At 40.9% G+C, this 17987-nt stretch carries 24 protein-coding genes and 1 pseudogene; 3 read left to right on the top strand and 22 right to left on the bottom strand.

Annotated elements, in window-relative coordinates; genetic code table 11:
- Positions 1 to 9: 9 nt before the first annotated feature.
- From K7J14_RS06900 to K7J14_RS06805, 22 genes and pseudogenes are all read right to left on the bottom strand, one after another.
- Positions 10 to 789 carry a hypothetical protein gene (locus tag K7J14_RS06900; RefSeq protein ID WP_230754670.1) on the bottom strand — a complete coding sequence of 260 codons (780 nt, stop codon included), beginning with the start codon at positions 787 to 789 and terminating at the stop codon, positions 10 to 12.
- Positions 790 to 3234 carry a TraG/VirB4 family ATPase gene (locus K7J14_RS06895; RefSeq protein ID WP_230754668.1) on the bottom strand — a complete coding sequence of 815 codons (2445 nt, stop codon included), beginning with the start codon at positions 3232 to 3234 and terminating at the stop codon, positions 790 to 792.
- An 87-nt stretch (positions 3235 to 3321) separates the two neighbouring features.
- Entirely contained in the window at positions 3322 to 3576 is a 255-nt protein-coding gene (locus tag K7J14_RS16360; protein WP_408033964.1) for a VirB3 family type IV secretion system protein, read from the bottom strand.
- A 1-nt stretch (position 3577) separates the two neighbouring features.
- On the bottom strand, positions 3578 to 3904 hold the full coding sequence (locus K7J14_RS06890) for a TrbC/VirB2 family protein (RefSeq protein ID WP_230754666.1): 327 nt from the start codon (positions 3902 to 3904) through the stop codon (positions 3578 to 3580).
- Between the two features lie 120 nt (positions 3905 to 4024).
- Complete coding sequence (locus K7J14_RS06885) at positions 4025 to 5044, bottom strand: ATPase, T2SS/T4P/T4SS family (RefSeq protein ID WP_230754664.1); 1020 nt, start codon at positions 5042 to 5044, stop codon at positions 4025 to 4027.
- Positions 5044 to 5469: a ribbon-helix-helix domain-containing protein gene (locus tag K7J14_RS06880; RefSeq protein ID WP_230754662.1), complete on the bottom strand. Its 426-nt coding sequence runs from the start codon at positions 5467 to 5469 to the stop codon at positions 5044 to 5046. The genes K7J14_RS06885 and K7J14_RS06880 overlap by 1 nt, the downstream gene beginning before the upstream one ends.
- A gap of 1 nt (position 5470) precedes the next feature.
- On the bottom strand, positions 5471 to 7621 hold the full coding sequence (locus K7J14_RS06875) for a type IV secretory system conjugative DNA transfer family protein (RefSeq protein WP_230754660.1): 2151 nt from the start codon (positions 7619 to 7621) through the stop codon (positions 5471 to 5473).
- A gap of 73 nt (positions 7622 to 7694) precedes the next feature.
- Positions 7695 to 7982, bottom strand: a complete 288-nt coding sequence (locus tag K7J14_RS06870; protein WP_230752607.1) for a hypothetical protein — start codon at positions 7980 to 7982, stop codon at positions 7695 to 7697.
- A 51-nt stretch (positions 7983 to 8033) separates the two neighbouring features.
- Complete coding sequence (locus K7J14_RS06865; protein WP_230754658.1) at positions 8034 to 9284, bottom strand: DUF3363 domain-containing protein; 1251 nt, start codon at positions 9282 to 9284, stop codon at positions 8034 to 8036.
- Positions 9285 to 9286: 2 nt separating this feature from the next.
- Complete coding sequence (locus K7J14_RS06860) at positions 9287 to 10489, bottom strand: hypothetical protein (RefSeq protein WP_230754656.1); 1203 nt, start codon at positions 10487 to 10489, stop codon at positions 9287 to 9289.
- Positions 10490 to 10493: 4 nt separating this feature from the next.
- Positions 10494 to 10847 carry a hypothetical protein gene (locus K7J14_RS06855; RefSeq protein WP_230754654.1) on the bottom strand — a complete coding sequence of 118 codons (354 nt, stop codon included), beginning with the start codon at positions 10845 to 10847 and terminating at the stop codon, positions 10494 to 10496.
- 114 nt (positions 10848 to 10961) lie between these two features.
- A pseudogene (locus K7J14_RS06850) lies at positions 10962 to 11047 on the bottom strand.
- A 230-nt stretch (positions 11048 to 11277) separates the two neighbouring features.
- Complete coding sequence (locus K7J14_RS06845; RefSeq protein ID WP_230754652.1) at positions 11278 to 11796, bottom strand: thermonuclease family protein; 519 nt, start codon at positions 11794 to 11796, stop codon at positions 11278 to 11280.
- A 13-nt stretch (positions 11797 to 11809) separates the two neighbouring features.
- On the bottom strand, positions 11810 to 12208 hold the full coding sequence (locus tag K7J14_RS06840; RefSeq protein WP_230754650.1) for a single-stranded DNA-binding protein: 399 nt from the start codon (positions 12206 to 12208) through the stop codon (positions 11810 to 11812).
- 320 nt (positions 12209 to 12528) lie between these two features.
- On the bottom strand, positions 12529 to 12702 hold the full coding sequence (locus tag K7J14_RS06835; RefSeq protein WP_230754647.1) for a hypothetical protein: 174 nt from the start codon (positions 12700 to 12702) through the stop codon (positions 12529 to 12531).
- Between the two features lie 75 nt (positions 12703 to 12777).
- Positions 12778 to 12993: a hypothetical protein gene (locus K7J14_RS16355; RefSeq protein ID WP_408033976.1), complete on the bottom strand. Its 216-nt coding sequence runs from the start codon at positions 12991 to 12993 to the stop codon at positions 12778 to 12780.
- Between the two features lie 50 nt (positions 12994 to 13043).
- A complete protein-coding gene (locus K7J14_RS06830) occupies positions 13044 to 13871 on the bottom strand; it encodes a hypothetical protein (RefSeq protein WP_230754645.1) in 828 nt (275 codons plus the stop codon).
- Between the two features lie 9 nt (positions 13872 to 13880).
- A complete protein-coding gene (locus tag K7J14_RS06825) occupies positions 13881 to 14216 on the bottom strand; it encodes a hypothetical protein (protein WP_230754643.1) in 336 nt (111 codons plus the stop codon).
- Positions 14213 to 14956, bottom strand: coding sequence for a ParB/RepB/Spo0J family partition protein (locus K7J14_RS06820; RefSeq protein ID WP_230754641.1), 744 nt, complete (start codon positions 14954 to 14956; stop codon positions 14213 to 14215). The genes K7J14_RS06825 and K7J14_RS06820 overlap by 4 nt, the downstream gene beginning before the upstream one ends.
- 14 nt (positions 14957 to 14970) lie before the next feature.
- Entirely contained in the window at positions 14971 to 15732 is a 762-nt protein-coding gene (locus K7J14_RS06815) for a ParA family protein (RefSeq protein ID WP_230754639.1), read from the bottom strand.
- A gap of 270 nt (positions 15733 to 16002) precedes the next feature.
- Complete coding sequence (locus tag K7J14_RS06810) at positions 16003 to 16299, bottom strand: hypothetical protein (protein WP_230754637.1); 297 nt, start codon at positions 16297 to 16299, stop codon at positions 16003 to 16005.
- A gap of 257 nt (positions 16300 to 16556) precedes the next feature.
- Complete coding sequence (locus K7J14_RS06805; RefSeq protein ID WP_230754634.1) at positions 16557 to 16925, bottom strand: hypothetical protein; 369 nt, start codon at positions 16923 to 16925, stop codon at positions 16557 to 16559.
- Positions 16926 to 17245: 320 nt separating this feature from the next.
- Between K7J14_RS06805 and rpmH the strand changes: the two genes are divergently transcribed.
- Genes rpmH through yidD form a run of 3 tightly spaced genes read left to right on the top strand, consistent with a single transcriptional unit; the run spans position 17246 to position 17985 of the window.
- The gene (gene rpmH / locus K7J14_RS06800) at positions 17246 to 17401 is read left to right on the top strand and encodes a 50S ribosomal protein L34 (protein WP_230754632.1); all 156 of its coding nucleotides are present in this window, start codon (positions 17246 to 17248) and stop codon (positions 17399 to 17401) included.
- Positions 17402 to 17413: 12 nt separating this feature from the next.
- The gene (gene rnpA, locus K7J14_RS06795; protein ID WP_230754631.1) at positions 17414 to 17767 is read left to right on the top strand and encodes a ribonuclease P protein component; all 354 of its coding nucleotides are present in this window, start codon (positions 17414 to 17416) and stop codon (positions 17765 to 17767) included.
- Entirely contained in the window at positions 17764 to 17985 is a 222-nt protein-coding gene (yidD, locus tag K7J14_RS06790; RefSeq protein ID WP_230754629.1) for a membrane protein insertion efficiency factor YidD, read from the top strand. Before rnpA ends, yidD begins: the two co-directional genes overlap by 4 nt.
- The last annotated feature ends 2 nt before the right edge of the window (positions 17986 to 17987 follow it).

The raw sequence follows: 17987 nt of genomic DNA, 5'->3' as shown, positions 1-17987 counted from the left end.
TTAACTTATTTATTCGATCCAATCTTTTGAAAAGCGACCTTTTTGTTGAACAGGCATATCAGCTGCGATATCTTTATCAGCCTGATAACGAACATTTAACGCGTTAATACGGTTCGCTTCCATTTGTTGGCCAATAAGTATTTGCATGAGCGCAGTCAGGGATTGTAAGACAGCCAGATTACTTTCAGATTTCTCTGCTTCTTTCATTATTGCATCCATCTCCTGTGCAGCAACCTTATTGTTTTCTTCGATTACATCTCCGATAACAGTCATTTGCTTTGCTGCCTCATTAATTCTGCCTTTCCATGCAACCGCATATGCATAGTTAGCAGGATTAAGACCATAGTGACTCCACGCTCTTGCTTTTTCCCAATCACTCATATCTGAGGTCATATCATTTTCAACCATGTCAATTGCTTCGCCTGGGAGTCTATAGAATTGACTTATCGGGACTTTCTTCCCACCGACTTCAACACTGATTGCTTTAAACCGATTCTCTGTCTTTCTCACAAAATCAATTTGTTTATCAACATAAGAGACAGCATCGCTAAATGACTTAATCTCGCTCATATCCAATTGCTGTAATTGCTTCAATTGTGCCTGAGTGGTTACATAGGCGTACTCAACCTGCTTTATCGAGTTCAATACAGACTGGTACATTTGATATCCGTTATGAACTGTTTCAAGAATATGTGCCATATCGATTACTGGCGCATTTGCTCTCAGAGGACTACAGAAAAATACCAACAGGCACACGCCATGTACTACTCTTAATACCGTATTCTTCATTTACGCACTCTCCTTCATGTACCGTGAATAATCGAGTCCTTTTGCCTTCAAGATATCAGCAGCATATTCGTATCCACTCTCGTCTCCATGTTCAGCGACAAGCTTATCAAGAAGTTCATGATCTGGAGTTCCTATAAGTGCGAGTGTAATGCTATCACGCTTCAGATCAAGCTGAAACTTTCTACTTCCCATCGTTGAGGTGTATAAGTAGTCTTGTTTCATTATCCCATGAGAAAGAGAGCTGATTTCTGCATCAGTAAGACCAAAGGTAGAATAGGCATGATGCATGGCCGGTGTTTCAGCCTCCGGATCTGCAAGGAAAATCTTTGTATGGCACTGTTGTATGATCGTTGAACACAAGGACGAATTAACTGCATCAGCAACATCCTGTGTAGCAAATACAACAAAAACATTCTTCTTTCGGAGTGTTTTGAGCCACTCTTCGATCTTTGCTCTGAATATTGGATGACGAAGAAAAAGCCATGCTTCATCAAGGACAAGCAACGTAAGACGGCCAGTAAAGAGGCTTTCTATGTAATGGAAAATATATGATATAGCTGGAGCTACACACGATTCTCCCATTTGCATGAGATATTCCATTTCAAGTGTAATATACCGGCTATCAAGGGAGATTGAAGTGGAGGAAGCATCAAATATTGCTCCATACTTACCGCCAAGTTGATACGGACGTAATGTTTCGCGTAGTAACGGTTGTTTAGTTTCAGGATCAAGATAGTTAACACTTTGACAAAAAGTAGTAATCGTTCGCTTCGACTTTGGAATACTGGCCATTCGTTCAATTGCATCGGTAATAGCACTACTCATCGAAGGAGTGACTGTTACTCCTTGAATTTCTACTAGAGACTCAATCCATTCAGTTGCCCAGGTACGATCAAGAATTGTTTCAAGGTGTGCTAACGGTTGAAAACACACACCATTCGTTCCCGGCTCATAGTAGCGACCACCGAAGGCCATGGTTGGCTGTCTGGCAGATCGTCCTTTATCAAGTACGATTACCTGGCTGTCAGTATATTTGAAGAACTGTAATTCTAGAAGGTTAAGAAGCGTTGATTTTCCAGCTCCTGTCGGTCCAAGTATGATTGTATGGCCAACATCACGAGGATTTAAGCTAAGAAAAAAGGGAGTCCCATCTTGAGTCGAGCAAGTAACATGAGGTAGATCAATTCCGCTTACATTACCTGCATGTTCATTTTCAATCATTCCTGCCCAGATTGCAGACAAAGGTACTACATGACTAAAATTACTTGATACAACCGGAAGGGAGCGGATATTACTAACAACATCCCCTGGCATCATAGATTTCCATGCTTCGAATGCATTAAAGGTCTCTTCCTTTGCTACAAAACCAACACTCTGAACCAGTTTTTTGACTTCTTGAGCCTTCTTATGTGCTTTTTTTAAATCTGTATCCCATACCATTATATTTGAGGTATACAGGCCAAGAGAGACTTCATCTGTATCAAGAGCAATCTGAGCGGCAGCAGCGTCTTCTTCCTTCACAATCGCGCCACCGTTTATTTGCTTTGGTGGCTCCTTTGTTGCAGAAGCAATAAAGGATTGGAACCAACCAACCTGATTACCACGATGGTTTTGTTGAGCTTTTTCAGTCTTCTTTATCGCTTCCTCTTTATCAAGACAGATATATCGTGTGCTCCATCGATACTCCAATTTTGCCTTATTGAGCTTGTCGAATATAGCCGGATACGTACTCTGAGGAAAATCGACAATACCAATTACTGGTATATAGTTCTCCCCTAATTTCATAGTAAGCCCAATATCAAGGACTTCATCCGGAAGAAGTCGATCAATAAAAAAAGGATTATCGGGCAGAGTTAAGGAATGCCTATTATTAGATATAGTTGAATGAAGATATTCACAGGTCTGAGAATCACTCAAAGGAGCGATGAGTATTTTAGTTGCGAGGATTCCAACGATATCATCTGTAGTGGTTTCAAAATAGGAAATGTCTTCTTCAAGAGAGTTACTGTGTCCAGTTTCAGTATAAAAGAGATTTGTTGCTTTTTTTGTGATTTCTCTCGGAGGCCGATATGTGAAGGTTAAATAGTATGAAGATTCAAAGTGCTTTCCGAAAGATCGAAAAGCTTCTTCTCGTTCTTTATCAATTAGATACGGAGCGAGATTCGTAAACTTTCCTCCGGGGTATTCTTGTGTTGAAAACCGTTGAACTTCCATTTGAATAGCCCAACCAGAACCAAGACGTTTCACTGAATTGCTCAAATGAAGAGAAAGATCATTGATATAAAAGGCGGCAGAGGACTCAAGGTCGGGTCCTCGAAAGGCAAAACTACGCTGGAGAAGTCCGTCTTTCTGAACAACGACTCCTTCTACGCTACTCGATAGATATCGCCATGGTAAGTGACGGCTCCAATAATCTGCATTTGTAGGTATTCCATTTTGTGCCATATGATTGCGTATCTCCTTTTTCCTTTTTCGCTCTCTAATGCGGACTACTGTGAGCCATTCCGATAATGGAATGGCTCACAAGGGTGTTCATGGCACCAGATAGTCCTTTTGATTGACGTGTTCGATGAGAATGTCGATAAGATAGGGATCTTTTTTTGTCATTATTCGCATTGCAATGTACAAAGCGGCAATTATGACACCAAAGTAGTATTGCTTTAGGATATACATAGTAAATACACCTAACAGCAATAGAATGAGCATCCCCATCGAGGGAATACCCAGTACAAGGTCACGCTGCATAAGTGACCTGTGCACCGTAACAGAATAATCCCGAACAGTCATGTTAGGAGCCCATTTTCATCACGTTATCAACAATTGACTGTGATAACGCAAGAAGTCCAGAGCCGATCATAACCGCAATCATTTTCGCTTTCATCTTTTCATTGTCTTTGTTGTACGCATATGCAATACAACTTCCGGCAAAGAAAATACCAACGAGAATACGGGCAAGATCTCCAGTAAATGCATTACGAACCTCTTCGAGGGTAGTCTGCACCTCACCTGGAATCACAACGGTACTTTGCGCATATAGTCCGGCACCAAGTACCAGTAAGAATGCAATCTGGCACAAAATCATGTGTTTTCTCTCAAGACGCTTTTCGTTCATCATTTCTCCAAATGTACGTTTGAGTTCAGCTCTCTTTCGTTCTCTTCGGATCAATGGTTGTTGTTTCTGTCTCTTTCCTCCTTCTGTATGAGTCCAGGGATACTCATGTTCTGCTGTTAGGTATTATTCAGCATTGAGCGTCGCATGGAGATAATCGTTATACTCACTCATTACAAATGCTTCGCTTGATCGCTGTTTCTCTATGGTATCGAGAAGCTTTGCAATCTGCCTTGTATGAAGAACTTCTTCTACCATGGGTCCGAAACCTGCTTTTCTTTTGAGATGCACACACACCTGTATCGTCTCACTTACATCAGGAAGTGTTCCTGTAATTACTTCAGAAAGCATTCCACGGAAACGAGTAAGCATTGATTGCGCTGAGTCTGCATGAATGGTGGTAACATTCCCCGGATGTCCAGTATTCCAGCATTCAAGGAGTTCTCTTGCAACATCGCCAGATCGAAGTTCTCCAAAAATGATTCTTTTTGGAAACCAACGAAGAGCAAAACGAACAGCCAAAGCTGCTTGATCTTTTCTGATGTATAGTTGCGTAAGGTCTTCTGCATGGCATTGTAGTTCTGGAGTGTCTTCTATAATCAGAAATCTGTCATGAGGAGTAAACTCGCTCATTTTCTTGATACACGCATTCGTAAAGGTTGTCTTCCCTGATCCTGTCCCTCCACCGATGAGGATATTATCTTTCCTTTCTATTGCCGCTACGACCTCCTTATATTGCATGTCTGTCATTCGTCCTGTGTCTCGATACTCTTCTAAAGAGAATATCTTTACCGGAGGTCTGCGGAAGGTGATCTCCGGGGATTTAACCCATGGTGGAATGACTGCTGTCACACGAAAATTATAGCCGGGAAGGATTCCTTCTAAGGTAGGATTTGACCATGTATCAATGCTTGAATCTGCCATTGCAGAGAGATAATGTATGATGTTATATCGTGCGGTTTCATTAACCTGTATTCCTGCATCGATTCGCCCTTCAAGAAAATGCTCAGCCCGAACACTTCCATCGCCATAAATGAAAATGTCGGTCAGCTCCTTGTTCTCAAAGACAGGAAGAAGACTTTCTAGCTCACCATAAAGATTTGCTAACTGTCTTTCCCGTATTTCTTTTTGGGCGTCGGCGTTCATTAGTGTTCCTCAAAGAAGTCAGCAAGGAGAGATTCAAACATGGACGGAGAGTTTTTTAGACTTGCTTGATAGCTCTTGAAAACACGTTCAAAGCGCTCAACAGCTGAGATAGAGGCCGCTTCTTTTAGCTCATTTGGAATTTCTGCATGATATGAAAGGAAATGCCTTGCGAGAAATGTGATATAGCTAAAAAGAACTTCCTGCTGGCGGGCTACAGTATTCATTGTATCATGTAGATGCTTTAATGATGCAAATATTAAGTCAGGATCTTCAATCTCCGGGCGGAGGGCTTGCGAAATAGCAAAGCGATAAAACTCAGAGCGCGATTCAATGCGATGCCGGGCGCAATACGCATCGATTTCTTTCTTTTGTTCCCGGGAAAGACGAAATCGTGAAACTTCACCTGTCGACGAAATTACATCCATATTATAGTCCTATAAGATTTGGGGTGTATGTCTCTTCCTGGATTAGAGGAGAGCCATCCGGAACATCTGCATAAAAAGAATCAGAAGGAGCTTCGCTTTCTGCGGCTTGTGAAGCTAGTTTCTGTACTTCACTATCTCTGATTCGATTGGTAAACCATGGATCTATTAAGCGTTCATCAACAACAACTTCAGAGGTCTTCTCAAGACAGGTAAACAGGGGAAGATCGAACCAGCGCCGGCCTGAATTCCGCACGACATTATGGGCACATTGTTTCATTGCACCTTTTTTATCTGTGAAGGCAGGAGGAAGCAGTCGATTCTTGAAGGGTGATTGCTCGTAATAGACGCATTTTTTTCCCAAATAAGGAGGCCTTCCTTGCGTAAGAAGAATAAATTGGTCGGGTGGCAACTTCATCACTTCGTCCGGGTTTATAAGGTTTCTCTCTTGCTCGTTTCCCGAGATATTCAGGTTATCAAGCCCAACCGAGAAACGGGTGCCGCTCGTGGACGTACTCGATTTCCAAATCGATTCTTTTCCGATCATTTCAGAAACGATTCTTCCACTTTCTATTTCACCTGGTGCATAAACTATTATATTTTTACAATGAGCAAAAAATTGATTATTCTTTCCGTAGATATCTACAAGTTGACTCGATGATTGAATCATCAATAAAAAATGAAGTCCGTATCCTGCAAGAATTCCCATGCTTTGTTGAAGTTCGTTATATTTTCCAAGTTTATCGAACTCATCAAGTACAAGTAAAACGGGTATTTTCATTTTACGTTTCCCATGACTTGTTTTACCTGCGGAAAATTTTCTAATCATAAGCATAACAAATATACGTATAATCTGAGCCAATCGTTCTACATGACCGTATTCCATAATAAAGTACAAAGTTATCGGTTTATCTGTTTTCTCAAACTCATCCAAATAAAAATCATGGCTTCTTGAACATTCGCGCACATACGAATCGTCATAGACCTCTAAACCATTGATTGTAGTTGACCAGACGCCTGATCTTTCTTTCTCACTACGCTTTAATTGATTTGCTGCGGCTGTAACGACACGTTCATGTACTTCTTGATCACAATGAACTCCATTAATCATAAGAGTTAGAGGATACGTATCGTCTTCTGGTTTATCAGGATTAACTGAGGACAAAAACTTATATACACCAGGCAGACTTTTATCCGGATAGTCAGACCCAATTACATGAAAGATAACTCCTGTCAAAAAGGCAACAGCAGCCTTCCGGAAATGTTCTGTATTTGCGTCGCTATTTGACTTCCCTGCTTGAGGGGTTAGAACTATATCAGCGATAAGATTGACATATGAATAAGCATCTTTTCCACCCGGGACTTCCATGAGGGGGTTGAAACTATGCCCTAATGTATCAATAGGCGAATAACGATATACTGGACCAAGAGTTGACCGATAACCACTAGTTTTTTCAAAGTTCTCGCCTTTGAAATCTAGTATAAACATTGATTCTTTATCATCGAACAATATTGTCGAAATGCCAGTTGATACACCTTTACCAGATCTTGTTGGAGCTGCAAGTAACACATTTGTAATTCCAACTTGTGTAATAAGTTCAGATGGTTTTTTCAGATGTAATGAAACAGAGCCTTCCTTTTTATTAAGAGTTGCAGATACATCAGCATTTACTAACTGGCCTATAACAATTCCAGTATCATTCCTTAAAAGTCCTTCTTTCTTTAAATCCTTTATTTTACCCCATCGAGCCGTACCAAAGATGTTTTCAGCCGCTTGTCTGAATCCACGGAAATAGGTGATGACCGTGTAGAGGATTACGGCAAAAAAGGAGACCGCAAGCCAGGGAACTAAGGCTTTCTTTAATAGATAGGTTAGTTCTGCATCCTTAAAGAATGCAAAGAGCCAGAGCAGATACTTCCAGGGCTCATATAATGGATATGATCCGCCATTAAGCCACTCTTCACGAATGATTATGAAAGGATAGCCAATGAGTAAAGGATCATAGCCGATAAGGAAGGCGAAATACTGAGTTGAAACCCATAACCCGGCAAATATGATAATAAATGCGCATATCTTATTAACCGCTGCGAACAGTTGTTCACGGTTCCCACTAGTCGGTTTTCCGCGAAGGAATTCTGATGAGTTTGTAGCCATGTCACTTTCTTTTGTTTGAGTTCAGCTAAACAAAGAAGGTTCTTTTTTACATTACAAGTCTTTTGGGTAAAAATCAAGAGATACGAATTCCATTCTCCCAGTATTCTTCATAAATATTGCCATCTTCATCTTCACGAATAGTTGTTACTGCTGGGCGACCAACAGCATGAAGCTTTCCATTTTTCCAGTATTCAAGATGACCATCAGTACAAGAAATTCCGGGTTCTTCACCACCGTCTAGCAACCCATTTTTAAACCTCATGATCATTTTTGGAAATAAAACATCTTCGTCTTGAATGTTTCCGTCCTCATCACGGCAAATCTTGTCTGTGTACTGTAGAAATCGTGCTTTAGTTTCCATGCTTGCTGCTCCTTTTCTCTTCAATTATTATAAGCCCTAAGTATACCATACTTATAGCGTTTTCTCAGGTCCTTCGCGTCCTTGTGCGTTACCTCGCACAGAGACGGCATATCCTTTTCTATAGTCATGTTGTTCACATTCTACGAGCAAATCGGTATGACTCTTCTTATTCATTGTCGGGGTTAGGCGACCTCGTTGATTTCTTTCAGGAATAACTTCAATTATTTGTCCTCCGGAAATCCTGGGTCTTGAGTAAAGCGGAATGAAGTATGCCTTCCCATTGATAGACTCAAGAACTAGTGCATGATTATCTGATACTTCATCTGTTTTGAATATCTTTGTCACAATACCAGAGACCTTTCCCTGGGAGGCATCATAGAGATTGAGATTTTGTTCTTCTGTATGTACAAGTGTCTTTCGCGCAGAAAGAAAAGCATTATATCGACCATTCGTTCGTAGTAATGATTCCCATTCGGGAACAAATATGTATTGACCATCTTTGAACTTACACAGATGTAGCGCCTGAAGATGCGTAAGTCGCATACTTATACTCTCAGCATCTCGAGTAGTTAAACGTGGAACAATCTTGAAGTCCGTAAGTTGTTCTTTAATTTTGTCATCAAGGATGGTATACCGATTCGCAGTAAGTTGTCCTTTACGTTCCAAGGCCATATCTTCCTTCGTGCGAGATCCAATTAACGATGTGCAAATGTTCCGTGCATTCTCACGCATAAAAGTCTTAACCACATCGGGAGGGATGAATACATCCTTTCCATCCTTATCTTTCCCATTAATCAGAAGGTGTACATGATGATGGGCTGTATCATAGTGATTTGCAGCTACCCAGAATAGTGAATAACCTGTTTGAGATTCAAGGGAAGCGATGAAGGTCTTTGCAAGAGTTTCAAGTGGAACCTTATTTGATGAAGGACTCAAAAATATTCGAAAATTCTTGTCTGTCATATTTTTTCTATACTCAACCTCTGAAGTACCGTATAGGGTCGGTGCGTTACCATCTTTCCCTTTCCCTTCCTTCACCAAATACCGATTTATTTGCTCTTTATGTGCCTCCATACTCTTCGAGTAATGCATTTTGACTGTGCATCTCTGTCGAGTATCTATCGAAGTTCTTGTGCCATATTTTCTTCCACCACTACCAGAACTACTTTTCTTCCCTGCGCGGTACTTCCGAAGTACGTATAGAGCAGTCAGTCCGAGTGCAAGACTACTTCTTTTTTTCCTTGGCGATTTCCAGGTTGGACTAATCTCATAATCTTCAACACCAATAAAGTGTTTTGCCATATCTAGCCTACAAGCCCAAAGTGTCGATCGAGATCTCTGAGTTTATCACTAACATTTCCTCCTGATCGAAGCGCTTGCGAGCGAGCAGAAATATAAAGCTCCTTAGTTTCATCGTCCATTCGATACAATGCTTTGAGTCGTGGTATATCATCAACTGCTGGGTCAATTGGAGAATCACACTCCGAACAAGAGCGCGTTGCCTGTGTGATTTGCTCATGATTACCACAGACAGGGCATAAATATTCTTTGAGCAGGTCCTTTTTCTCGTCCAGTGCTTTCTTACTAGTGAGTAATTGCGCTTGATAGCGCTGAATATAGACCTCTCGAAAGAACACAGTGAAGAAGTACCCTGAGAAGTTGTTTATTCGCTTGGAGCTTTTGAGATAGTTATAAAACCAAATCAAGTACTCTTCTCCTACTCTGAAACGATTAAGAAAATCTGCTGCTGCGGGATAAAACTCAGAATCCAAAATCAATGTTGGATCAAGATTTTGCAACGTAGTACGAATAGCAGAAGCAGTATTTTGTTTATTATTTGGTTTAGGATATGAGTTTATATCTGGTATAGGTTTCCCCGTTTGGGGAAATGGATTTCCCGTTTTGGAGAAATGCATTTCCCCGTTTGGAGAAATGGATTTCCCGTTTTGGGGAAATGCATTTCCCCGTTTGGGGAAATGGAAGGATTGGAGATTTTCAACACTAGTAGTCTCATTTTCACAAGTCAATGAAGCAGTATCGATTGATTCAGTGAAGCAATCTGGTGTTTCGCTATTTGAATAGTGATTAAATGAATCTTCTGTGTCATCTTTTTGAGGTGTTTCATCTGTTGGTAGTGGTGTAGAGGGCTTTTTTGATACTCCTAAATACTTGTCAATCCAATACTGCTCATCTACTAAACAATACCAACTAGTCCGATCAAAACCCTTATCATTGAAATTCCCTTTAACAATCAATCCCCGGTCGCGCAGTTTATTGAGATAGGTTTCTATTTGCTTTTTTGAGTAATATGGAAATTGTTGTACAAATGCTTGAATACTATTATATGTGAAGTAACGGTTAACAAGAGAACCGTTAATTTCTATCAGCTTTTGATTTTTATCATTTGTCTTATTATGGAGTATCCAATAACACAAATTTTGAAAAATCGTTGCAATATTGGCATCATGGAATAATTCAGCAACTTCAGTATCAAATGTATGTATCATTGCATTATTCCTTCAAGTCAGAGTAAAGAAGTTCGACTATCTTTTTCCTTGAATATGAAAAGTAAATAGAAGTGCCTTCTTTGTTTTTTTCAATTTTTTTATCGAGTAAACCGCATTTACAGAGTGCATTAAAATGACGAGCGATTACCCGTGGATTATGAATACCCAACAGTGGTAATGAATCAATAACGTATTGATACCTAACTAAGTAATACGGTGTATTATTTGTTAACGGTGTTTGAATGAGTTTTTGACCTACGATACAATCAACAAACCACTGAAGAATATGAATCTCAGAAATATTAAGCTTGTATTCAAGTAACTTTTCTTGTGAAAAACCAAGTACTGTATTTTTCATAACTACGTCCTCTTTATTAATAAAAAACGCCGGGAGGTCTTCCGCTTCCTCCCGGCCGAGCTGAACTCAAACACCGGTGCAACCGGCACGTAGTTTTTCACCCATACGGGCTATCGGAAGTGATAGGAATCGAACCTATGATGCGACTGACTACGGCACGAACGCATGACATTCTGATGACCACTCATCACTACACTTCCATATAAACTAAATTGCTTTTACATTATTTCGTTCGAAATCAAGACACAGTGGGCATTTCGCGGTTTCTGTTAATTCAAAAACACAATCAAGCGTGTAATCTGTTGTTTTCCCACATGCAAAATGAGTCCTTTTATAGTGAGGCGTAACCTCAGTTCGCACGACCATGTGTCGATAACGTTGTCCATAACCACGAATCCATTCTTTACTCATTTCAATACACTCCTTATAGTTATCTCCAAAGACCTACCCGATTTAATCGGGCATAATCTTCTGCGTTCTGAAAATCATTCATTTTTTCTGGATCGAAAGAAAATAAATCGTAGTAATATCCATACCCATTGAGGATGAGTTGTTCATTAATTGAAGGTGAATCAAAGGATTTATAAATATAGGCAAGAACTCTTCCATACCTATCTTTTTTGGCTGAGACAGAATCAAATACAAGTAGAACATCTCGTCTATAGATTTGATTAGTATAGGCTCGTGCTTCAGCTGCATAGTACTCAGGAGGATCTGTGAAAAGCTCCGGAGTATCGACACCAACAAGACGTACTCTTTCATTCCACTGGCACCCAGAAGGGCAATCTTCTCCAGTAAACTGCACCTGAATGGTGTCTCCATCAATAACGGCTGTTACCCTTGCTTCATACCATGTATTTGATTCAGCATGAAGTTCGACTTCACATGAAAAAAAAGTAAATGATATACATAAAAATAGAGATAGATTCCTTAGTAGTTTAGAATTCATTGATTACCTTCAGTTAGTAAATATCCATAAGGAAAGATTCTTCTTCAGCCGGATAATCTGATGATGAAGGAGCCTCATTACTTTTTTTTGGACTAGAGAGAAGTTGAACTTCATTTATGATTAGTTCATTGCTTGAGTATTTCTTACCCTCCTGCTCCCATTGATTTTGTCGCAGTTCAGCTTCTATACCAATGAGTGCACCTTTTTTGAGATAAGGATGTAGACCTTCTGCCATTTTTCCGAACACCACCAACTTGAAAAAGTTTGCTTTTTTTGACCAGGTCTCCCCTGTTTTCTTTGAATAATTATTCGCAAGCGAGAACTCGCACATCACTAGATTAGCGCCCTTGCGTTTCAGTTCTGCATCTCTCACTACACGTCCCGTAAGAGTCACATGATTTAAATCGCCCATCTTCAAAAACCTCCGTACTGATTTATTAGCTTCAAGAGAAGCTAATTCACGAACTTGTGATTCAAAGAAACCTCCGGAGGCGTGGTATACTCAAAGGCAGCTACACCGTCCCCGCGTATGCAGGGCGAAATACCAATCCCCCGGAGAGAAAAAACATGGCTCAAATAATTTCATCAGAACAAATCTTAAATTTGGTGAATGCAATGGCTGAAGCAAATGGCACAACGTATGATTTAACAAAAGGAAGTCTCTAAAACCTTGTAAAGCAGACTGTAGCTGCTGCTAAAGTCTTTCAGGACTTTCTTGAATTGAAAGACTAATTAGCCTTTCACCGGCGTGCATCGTATGACGATCGCGCCGGTTTTTGCTGTTATTACATTGATATGCTGATACGCAACTTCTCCTGAAACGGTGATTCCTACATCACGACCATCCTCTTCAATGGCTCGATCTACCTGGAACCCTGCGCTTTCCAGCGCCGTAATCGCTTTCATCAGTTTTGACTCCAATTTGTCCTCCTTATGGTTTTAAAAAGTGAAACTAAATTAGCTTCACATGAAGCTTATTGATTATAGAAATGAAAAAGTAAGACCGTGAACACTATTTCGCATACCACGACAAACCCGAGATACTTGCGTAGGAGCTAGACCGTAACATCGTGCGGCCTCTGATATACTTTCAAAGGTCTTTCCCGTTTCATTACATATGACTGCTTTTGCCCACTGTTCGATAATTGCTCTTGTAACATTAACCTTCCATGAAGACGACAGAACTCTATTTTTCATGGCAAGAGAAATCTTTTGTCTTGTTAAGGGTGAATGCCTTTTCCTACTATTCATTCTTTCATAATCCTTTCCGCATAGATTTTTCCGTGACTAGCTTCACCTGCATTGATTCCATTCATTTCGCCTAACTCATTAATGATTTTACGGAGTCTTTCGTTCAAAGCGGTGATTATTTTTTCAATACGCCTCTTTTCCCTTTCTAGTTCCTCGTCTCGTGACGTTGATTGAGATTGAGTAGTGGTTTTGATTTGAGCGATGCTTTTACCAGATTCAATTGCACCGATTACCCGTTGGTCATTTCCCTTGTTGGAAATCAGAACATGCGCTGCATCGAGTGAGAGGTTTTCAACTTTATGAGCTGGCAGTGTACTTATAGCACACATTTTCTTAACCGTTACAAGGGAGAGTTGCAGATCATGCTGGATAATATCTTCATATCTAATCGCTTCGTTTTCGCTTGTTTCGTGGATTTCCTGAAGCAATACCCCTAAACGTTGTTCAAGGAGAAGTATTTCATGCTGTAAGGCTTTAGCCTCATCTATTTTCTTCTGTATGGATGCAGATCGTATGCGTTGGTATATTCCTTTTGTTTCTGCATCATCAAGAAGCGTGTTAAAAAGAGACCAGAATGCAATATCGTGTGCACGAGAAGAGGATGTTCCCGATTCGACACGAAGATGGTGAGCGTATTCATGGATCGCCGTATACAGTAGCTGATTATCCTGAGAAAAATTCTTGTTATGAAGAAAGATTTCTGCCGTATCAGGTTTATAAAGCCCGTTTACTTTCTTGCTTTTCTTACCAGTAAAAATAACAGTGAAATCTCTTTTGGTATCGGCAAGTAATAACAGTATTTCTTTTACTCTATCTTGGTTCATTACCTCCACCTACCTATTTTGAAATGGGTCTTCTGTATTCTGCTGTACGACGGAGGCATAGAAACATTCTTCAATACAATGGAGGCTGTCCTTAACTTGCCGCATAAATCTATTAAGACTTTTTTTATCCTTGAAAAACCAAGTATCTGCCTGGAGGCGATCATCAAGGACGGTACAGACAAAACCTACTCCAGTAAAAATCTGGTAAGGAGCCATCCGTGAAAGTCTTCTCTTTGAAAAGTACATCTTAGGATGTAACAAGATGGTATCGACCTGACCATAGACGAGCTTCTTATCATGAGAACGATACAGTCCGCGCGTTTCGCTCTTTTTTACGCTAGTCATATCCCGTACTCCTTTACATACGATGAAAGGCCTTCAATATCACCAGAGGTAAGAAATGACTGAATAGTAGTGATAATCTGTATGACTTCTTTTGAAGGCTTCTTATCCTTACTCTTCCTACCAGTCGATTCGGTCATTGTTTCCCGAACGAGGTGATACGCTTTATTAAGCGTGAGTTCACCTGACTCGATCTGTTTTTTGATTTCATCGGTAGCATATTTTTCCACCATGCGGGTCTTCTCAACCCGTGAGGTGGAAATACCCAGAACCTCTGCCGAACGTGCAGCGGATTTTCCGTCACCCGTTGCCCCACGTCCTCGTGTTTTAAGAGAATCCACTACTTTAAGCGCTCTCATAAGCTCCGCATCTGAAAGGTTGCGCCTTTCAGTTTGAAGACTTATGGCATATTCAAGCGCATCGTCAATAGAAGAAAACTCGTGTAAGAAACAAGGGATTTCGTGGAGTCCGGCACGAAGAGCGCCTTCCCGCCTATGATGTCCGTCAATTAGGACGTGTTTCCCATTGAAATTCCATATATGTACCGGTTGGGAATTATCGTATCCGCCTTCCATGATTCGTTGCGTTATTTTCTCCACGTTACCAGGAATAAGCGGAAACAGTTCCTGGAACTCCTTCTGGAGCTTAATTTCGGTAAGTGGTATAAGACGTGCCAACAGAACACGCCCGGAATTATTAAGGTCAAGCTTTTTCTCGTCTTTCAGTATGGTTAATGGCTTCATTTCCTTTTCCTTCTTTAGAAAGCAACTGGTTCGCTTACCGGCTCTCCGGTGATTATTTCGACTAACGAAGCGACACCGTCAAAAATCTTTTCGCTTGTTTTACGGGTAATCTTCTGATCCCGGTCAATGCGGTTTGTTACCGCAGATGTTTTAGGCAGATAAATGTTAAGGCACTGGGTGAATGTCTTTTTGTAGAGTGATATGTACTGATAATGGGATGAGTTTTTATTTTGGGCGTATTGATTAACACCATTAAAAAAAAGACCCCAGGAAGACATTTTCTCGGCTTCCACAATCTTACTTTGCAAAGTAAGACATGAAATCATGTCGAACTGGCACAATAGTACCGGAGTTAAAATCAGGTCAGACGCATAGATTGCGTTATTGATCGTGGAATTAAATCCCTGGGACGTATCAAGGAGAATGTAGTCATAGAGAGATAGTTCTTTATGTTCCATTTCCACAAGACGAGAAAGAACCAGATCATCCTTCAATATCAGGTGTTCAATGTCACTGTTTGAAGGAATTATCTCTATATTCTCATTTTGGGTGGAAACGATATTGTCTGTAAGGCGACCAGTCTTTACGGCCTGAGAAAACCCTTTCCCCCGCAACCCGGCTTTGCTTTCAAGATAATGCAATGTCGTTGAATTGCTGTAGTCGGTATCAATTACCAATACCGACTTGCCGACAGCAGCCAGGTAATTTGCGATTAAAATGGTGGAGGAAGATTTCCCAACTCCACCTTTGGTTGATACAAAAGATACGATTTTCATACGTGAGCTCTCCTTTCTCATGTTTTCCTAGGAATTAGCTTCACATGAAGCTAATTTTCCGGTAGTGGTAGACAGGGGAGTCGAACCCCTGTAGAGCACAGATTTGAAGTGGAGAGCTCCTGACTTCTGTTCTCCCGGAAACCTTTCCGCTACCGTATGCAATTTTCTGTGATATACTTTCACTTTCACAAATCTCTCTCCAAAATTTGTAAGTGAAGGACTATTCCTTTTACTTTCTTCCTTGACATTCCAGATGAAATAACCTTGAAGCTAAAAAGAATCTAAATAATTAATCTGCCAAGACCGGGCTTCGGTTTGCCCTTCTTCATATCCAGAAAACCAAGCATCAAGTTGACAAGATTCTTTTGAAAAAGGAGGTTTAATGAATTGATCTTTGTACTTATCTAGAAGAAGTGTGTTAAAGGCACCTGCCTGAAATCCATCTTTATAATCCTCGCCTCGAGGATCACGGGGCTTACTAAAAGAATCAGGTAATAAAATGGAAGCTATATTCTTTGCAAAAAGCGGGTTAAACCGTATGTCCTTTGGATAAACCTTTTCCATCATATATACTTCCTAAAGTTATTTGTTAACCGCTTGTTAGGCGGATATAATTCGTATCTCCGACCCAATAAAACCTCGATAACCTCGTTTGACTCAGGCATAGCTTCGCCATCACAAATTTCTCTCCAAAATTTGCGATAGAAGAGCGATACGCCCAAAATTCTCTCTTCCCAGCCGAAACATGGTGAAGGTAGGTCGGTTACGAACCCGACGCCGTACCGATTAACGGTAGGCCGCTTCCAAGTAGCAAAGAATTAGCTTCAAGTGAAGCTAAAAGAAACTTCCTGTTCGCCTGATCCCTCCTCTGGTTTAATGGTCGGGACTGGTTCATTGTGTTGAATGCTTTCTACGTAGTTGATTTGAAAGGAATGGGCAGCCCTTTGTCCTTCGTCATAACCTGAGTACCAGGCATCTAACTGACAAGACCCTTTTGGGAATGAGGATGTGGTTGATAGGTGCTTATATTTGGGCAAAAGAAGGGTATTGAATGCGCCAGCGCGAAAACCAGCTTTATATTCTTCACTGCGGGCGTCACGAGGACAGTTAAAGGCGTACGCATAAAGGTCAGAAATTATTTTTTTTGACTCTTCAGGTGAAAAGCGGATATCCTCGGGATATATCTCGTTCATTTCTCCATACCTCTGGAAATAAAAACCCCCACTGAAACCCGAGCGACTTCAGTGGGGTAACCGTTTCCGGTTTATCCACAATGTGGATATGCAACAGCTCGGATAATGCATATCAACACTGACGAATCAAAGGGGTTTAATACTCCTTTGACCCTATAGAGGTAATGTTATCAGGTGTCTTTGAGAAAGGGAAGCCGAAGTCTTGACCTCGGCATATGATCCATGTATACTGCGTTGCCTGTGTTATATCGGGATAATTAACATTTGAACCGGTCTTGAAAAGAAGTCAGGGTTCTTACAAATAAAGGAGTCTATAATCCATGAAACGGACATACCAGCCCAGTAAAACCAAACGAACCCGAAAATTCGGTTTCCGCGCACGCATGGCAACACGCGGCGGAAGAATGGTTTTAAAGCGCCGCAGATCGAAAGGGCGCTATAAGCTATCAGTTTCTGACGAAAAGAAACCGTATTAATCAAATTGAGCTGTGAAGAGCTCAGGTTTTACAAAAGCGGAACGCCTTAAGCGTTCCGCAACTATCCAGTCAGTTTTCCGGAAGGGAAAAAAATATAGCTGTGACGGGGCGAAACTGTTTGTATTGGAAAACGGATTGGAGCAAAACAGAATTGTTTTCACCTTTCCGAGAGGTTATGGTACGGCAGTTGAGAGAAATCATTCGCGCAGATTGAGTAAAGAAGCGTATCGCATTATTAAGCACGATCTGATGACCGGTTATGATTTAACCGTTTTGGTGTATCCGGGAAAGGATTCCTTTTCCGTCAGGGAGAAACAGCTGACAACCTTGTTTGCAAAAGCCGGGTTGCGGTTGAAAAGTTCATGAAGAAGTTGCTTCAATCCTTGATTTGTGGTGCAATTCGTTTGTATCAGAAATGGATATCACCCCTCTTTCCCCCGACCTGCAGATATTATCCGACATGTTCTGCGTATGCCTACGAATCCGTAACACGATATGGTCCGTTTAAAGGTTCATTTCTTGCTATAAAACGTATCTTGCGCTGTCATCCTTTCCATGAAGGCGGTTACGACCCGGTACCCTAAGG

Source organism: Teretinema zuelzerae, assembly GCF_021021555.1.
Classification (GTDB): domain Bacteria; phylum Spirochaetota; class Spirochaetia; order Treponematales; family Treponemataceae; genus Teretinema; species Teretinema zuelzerae.
Note: the sequence above shows the minus strand (reverse complement) of the source record. Positions and strands in the feature narration are given on the sequence as shown.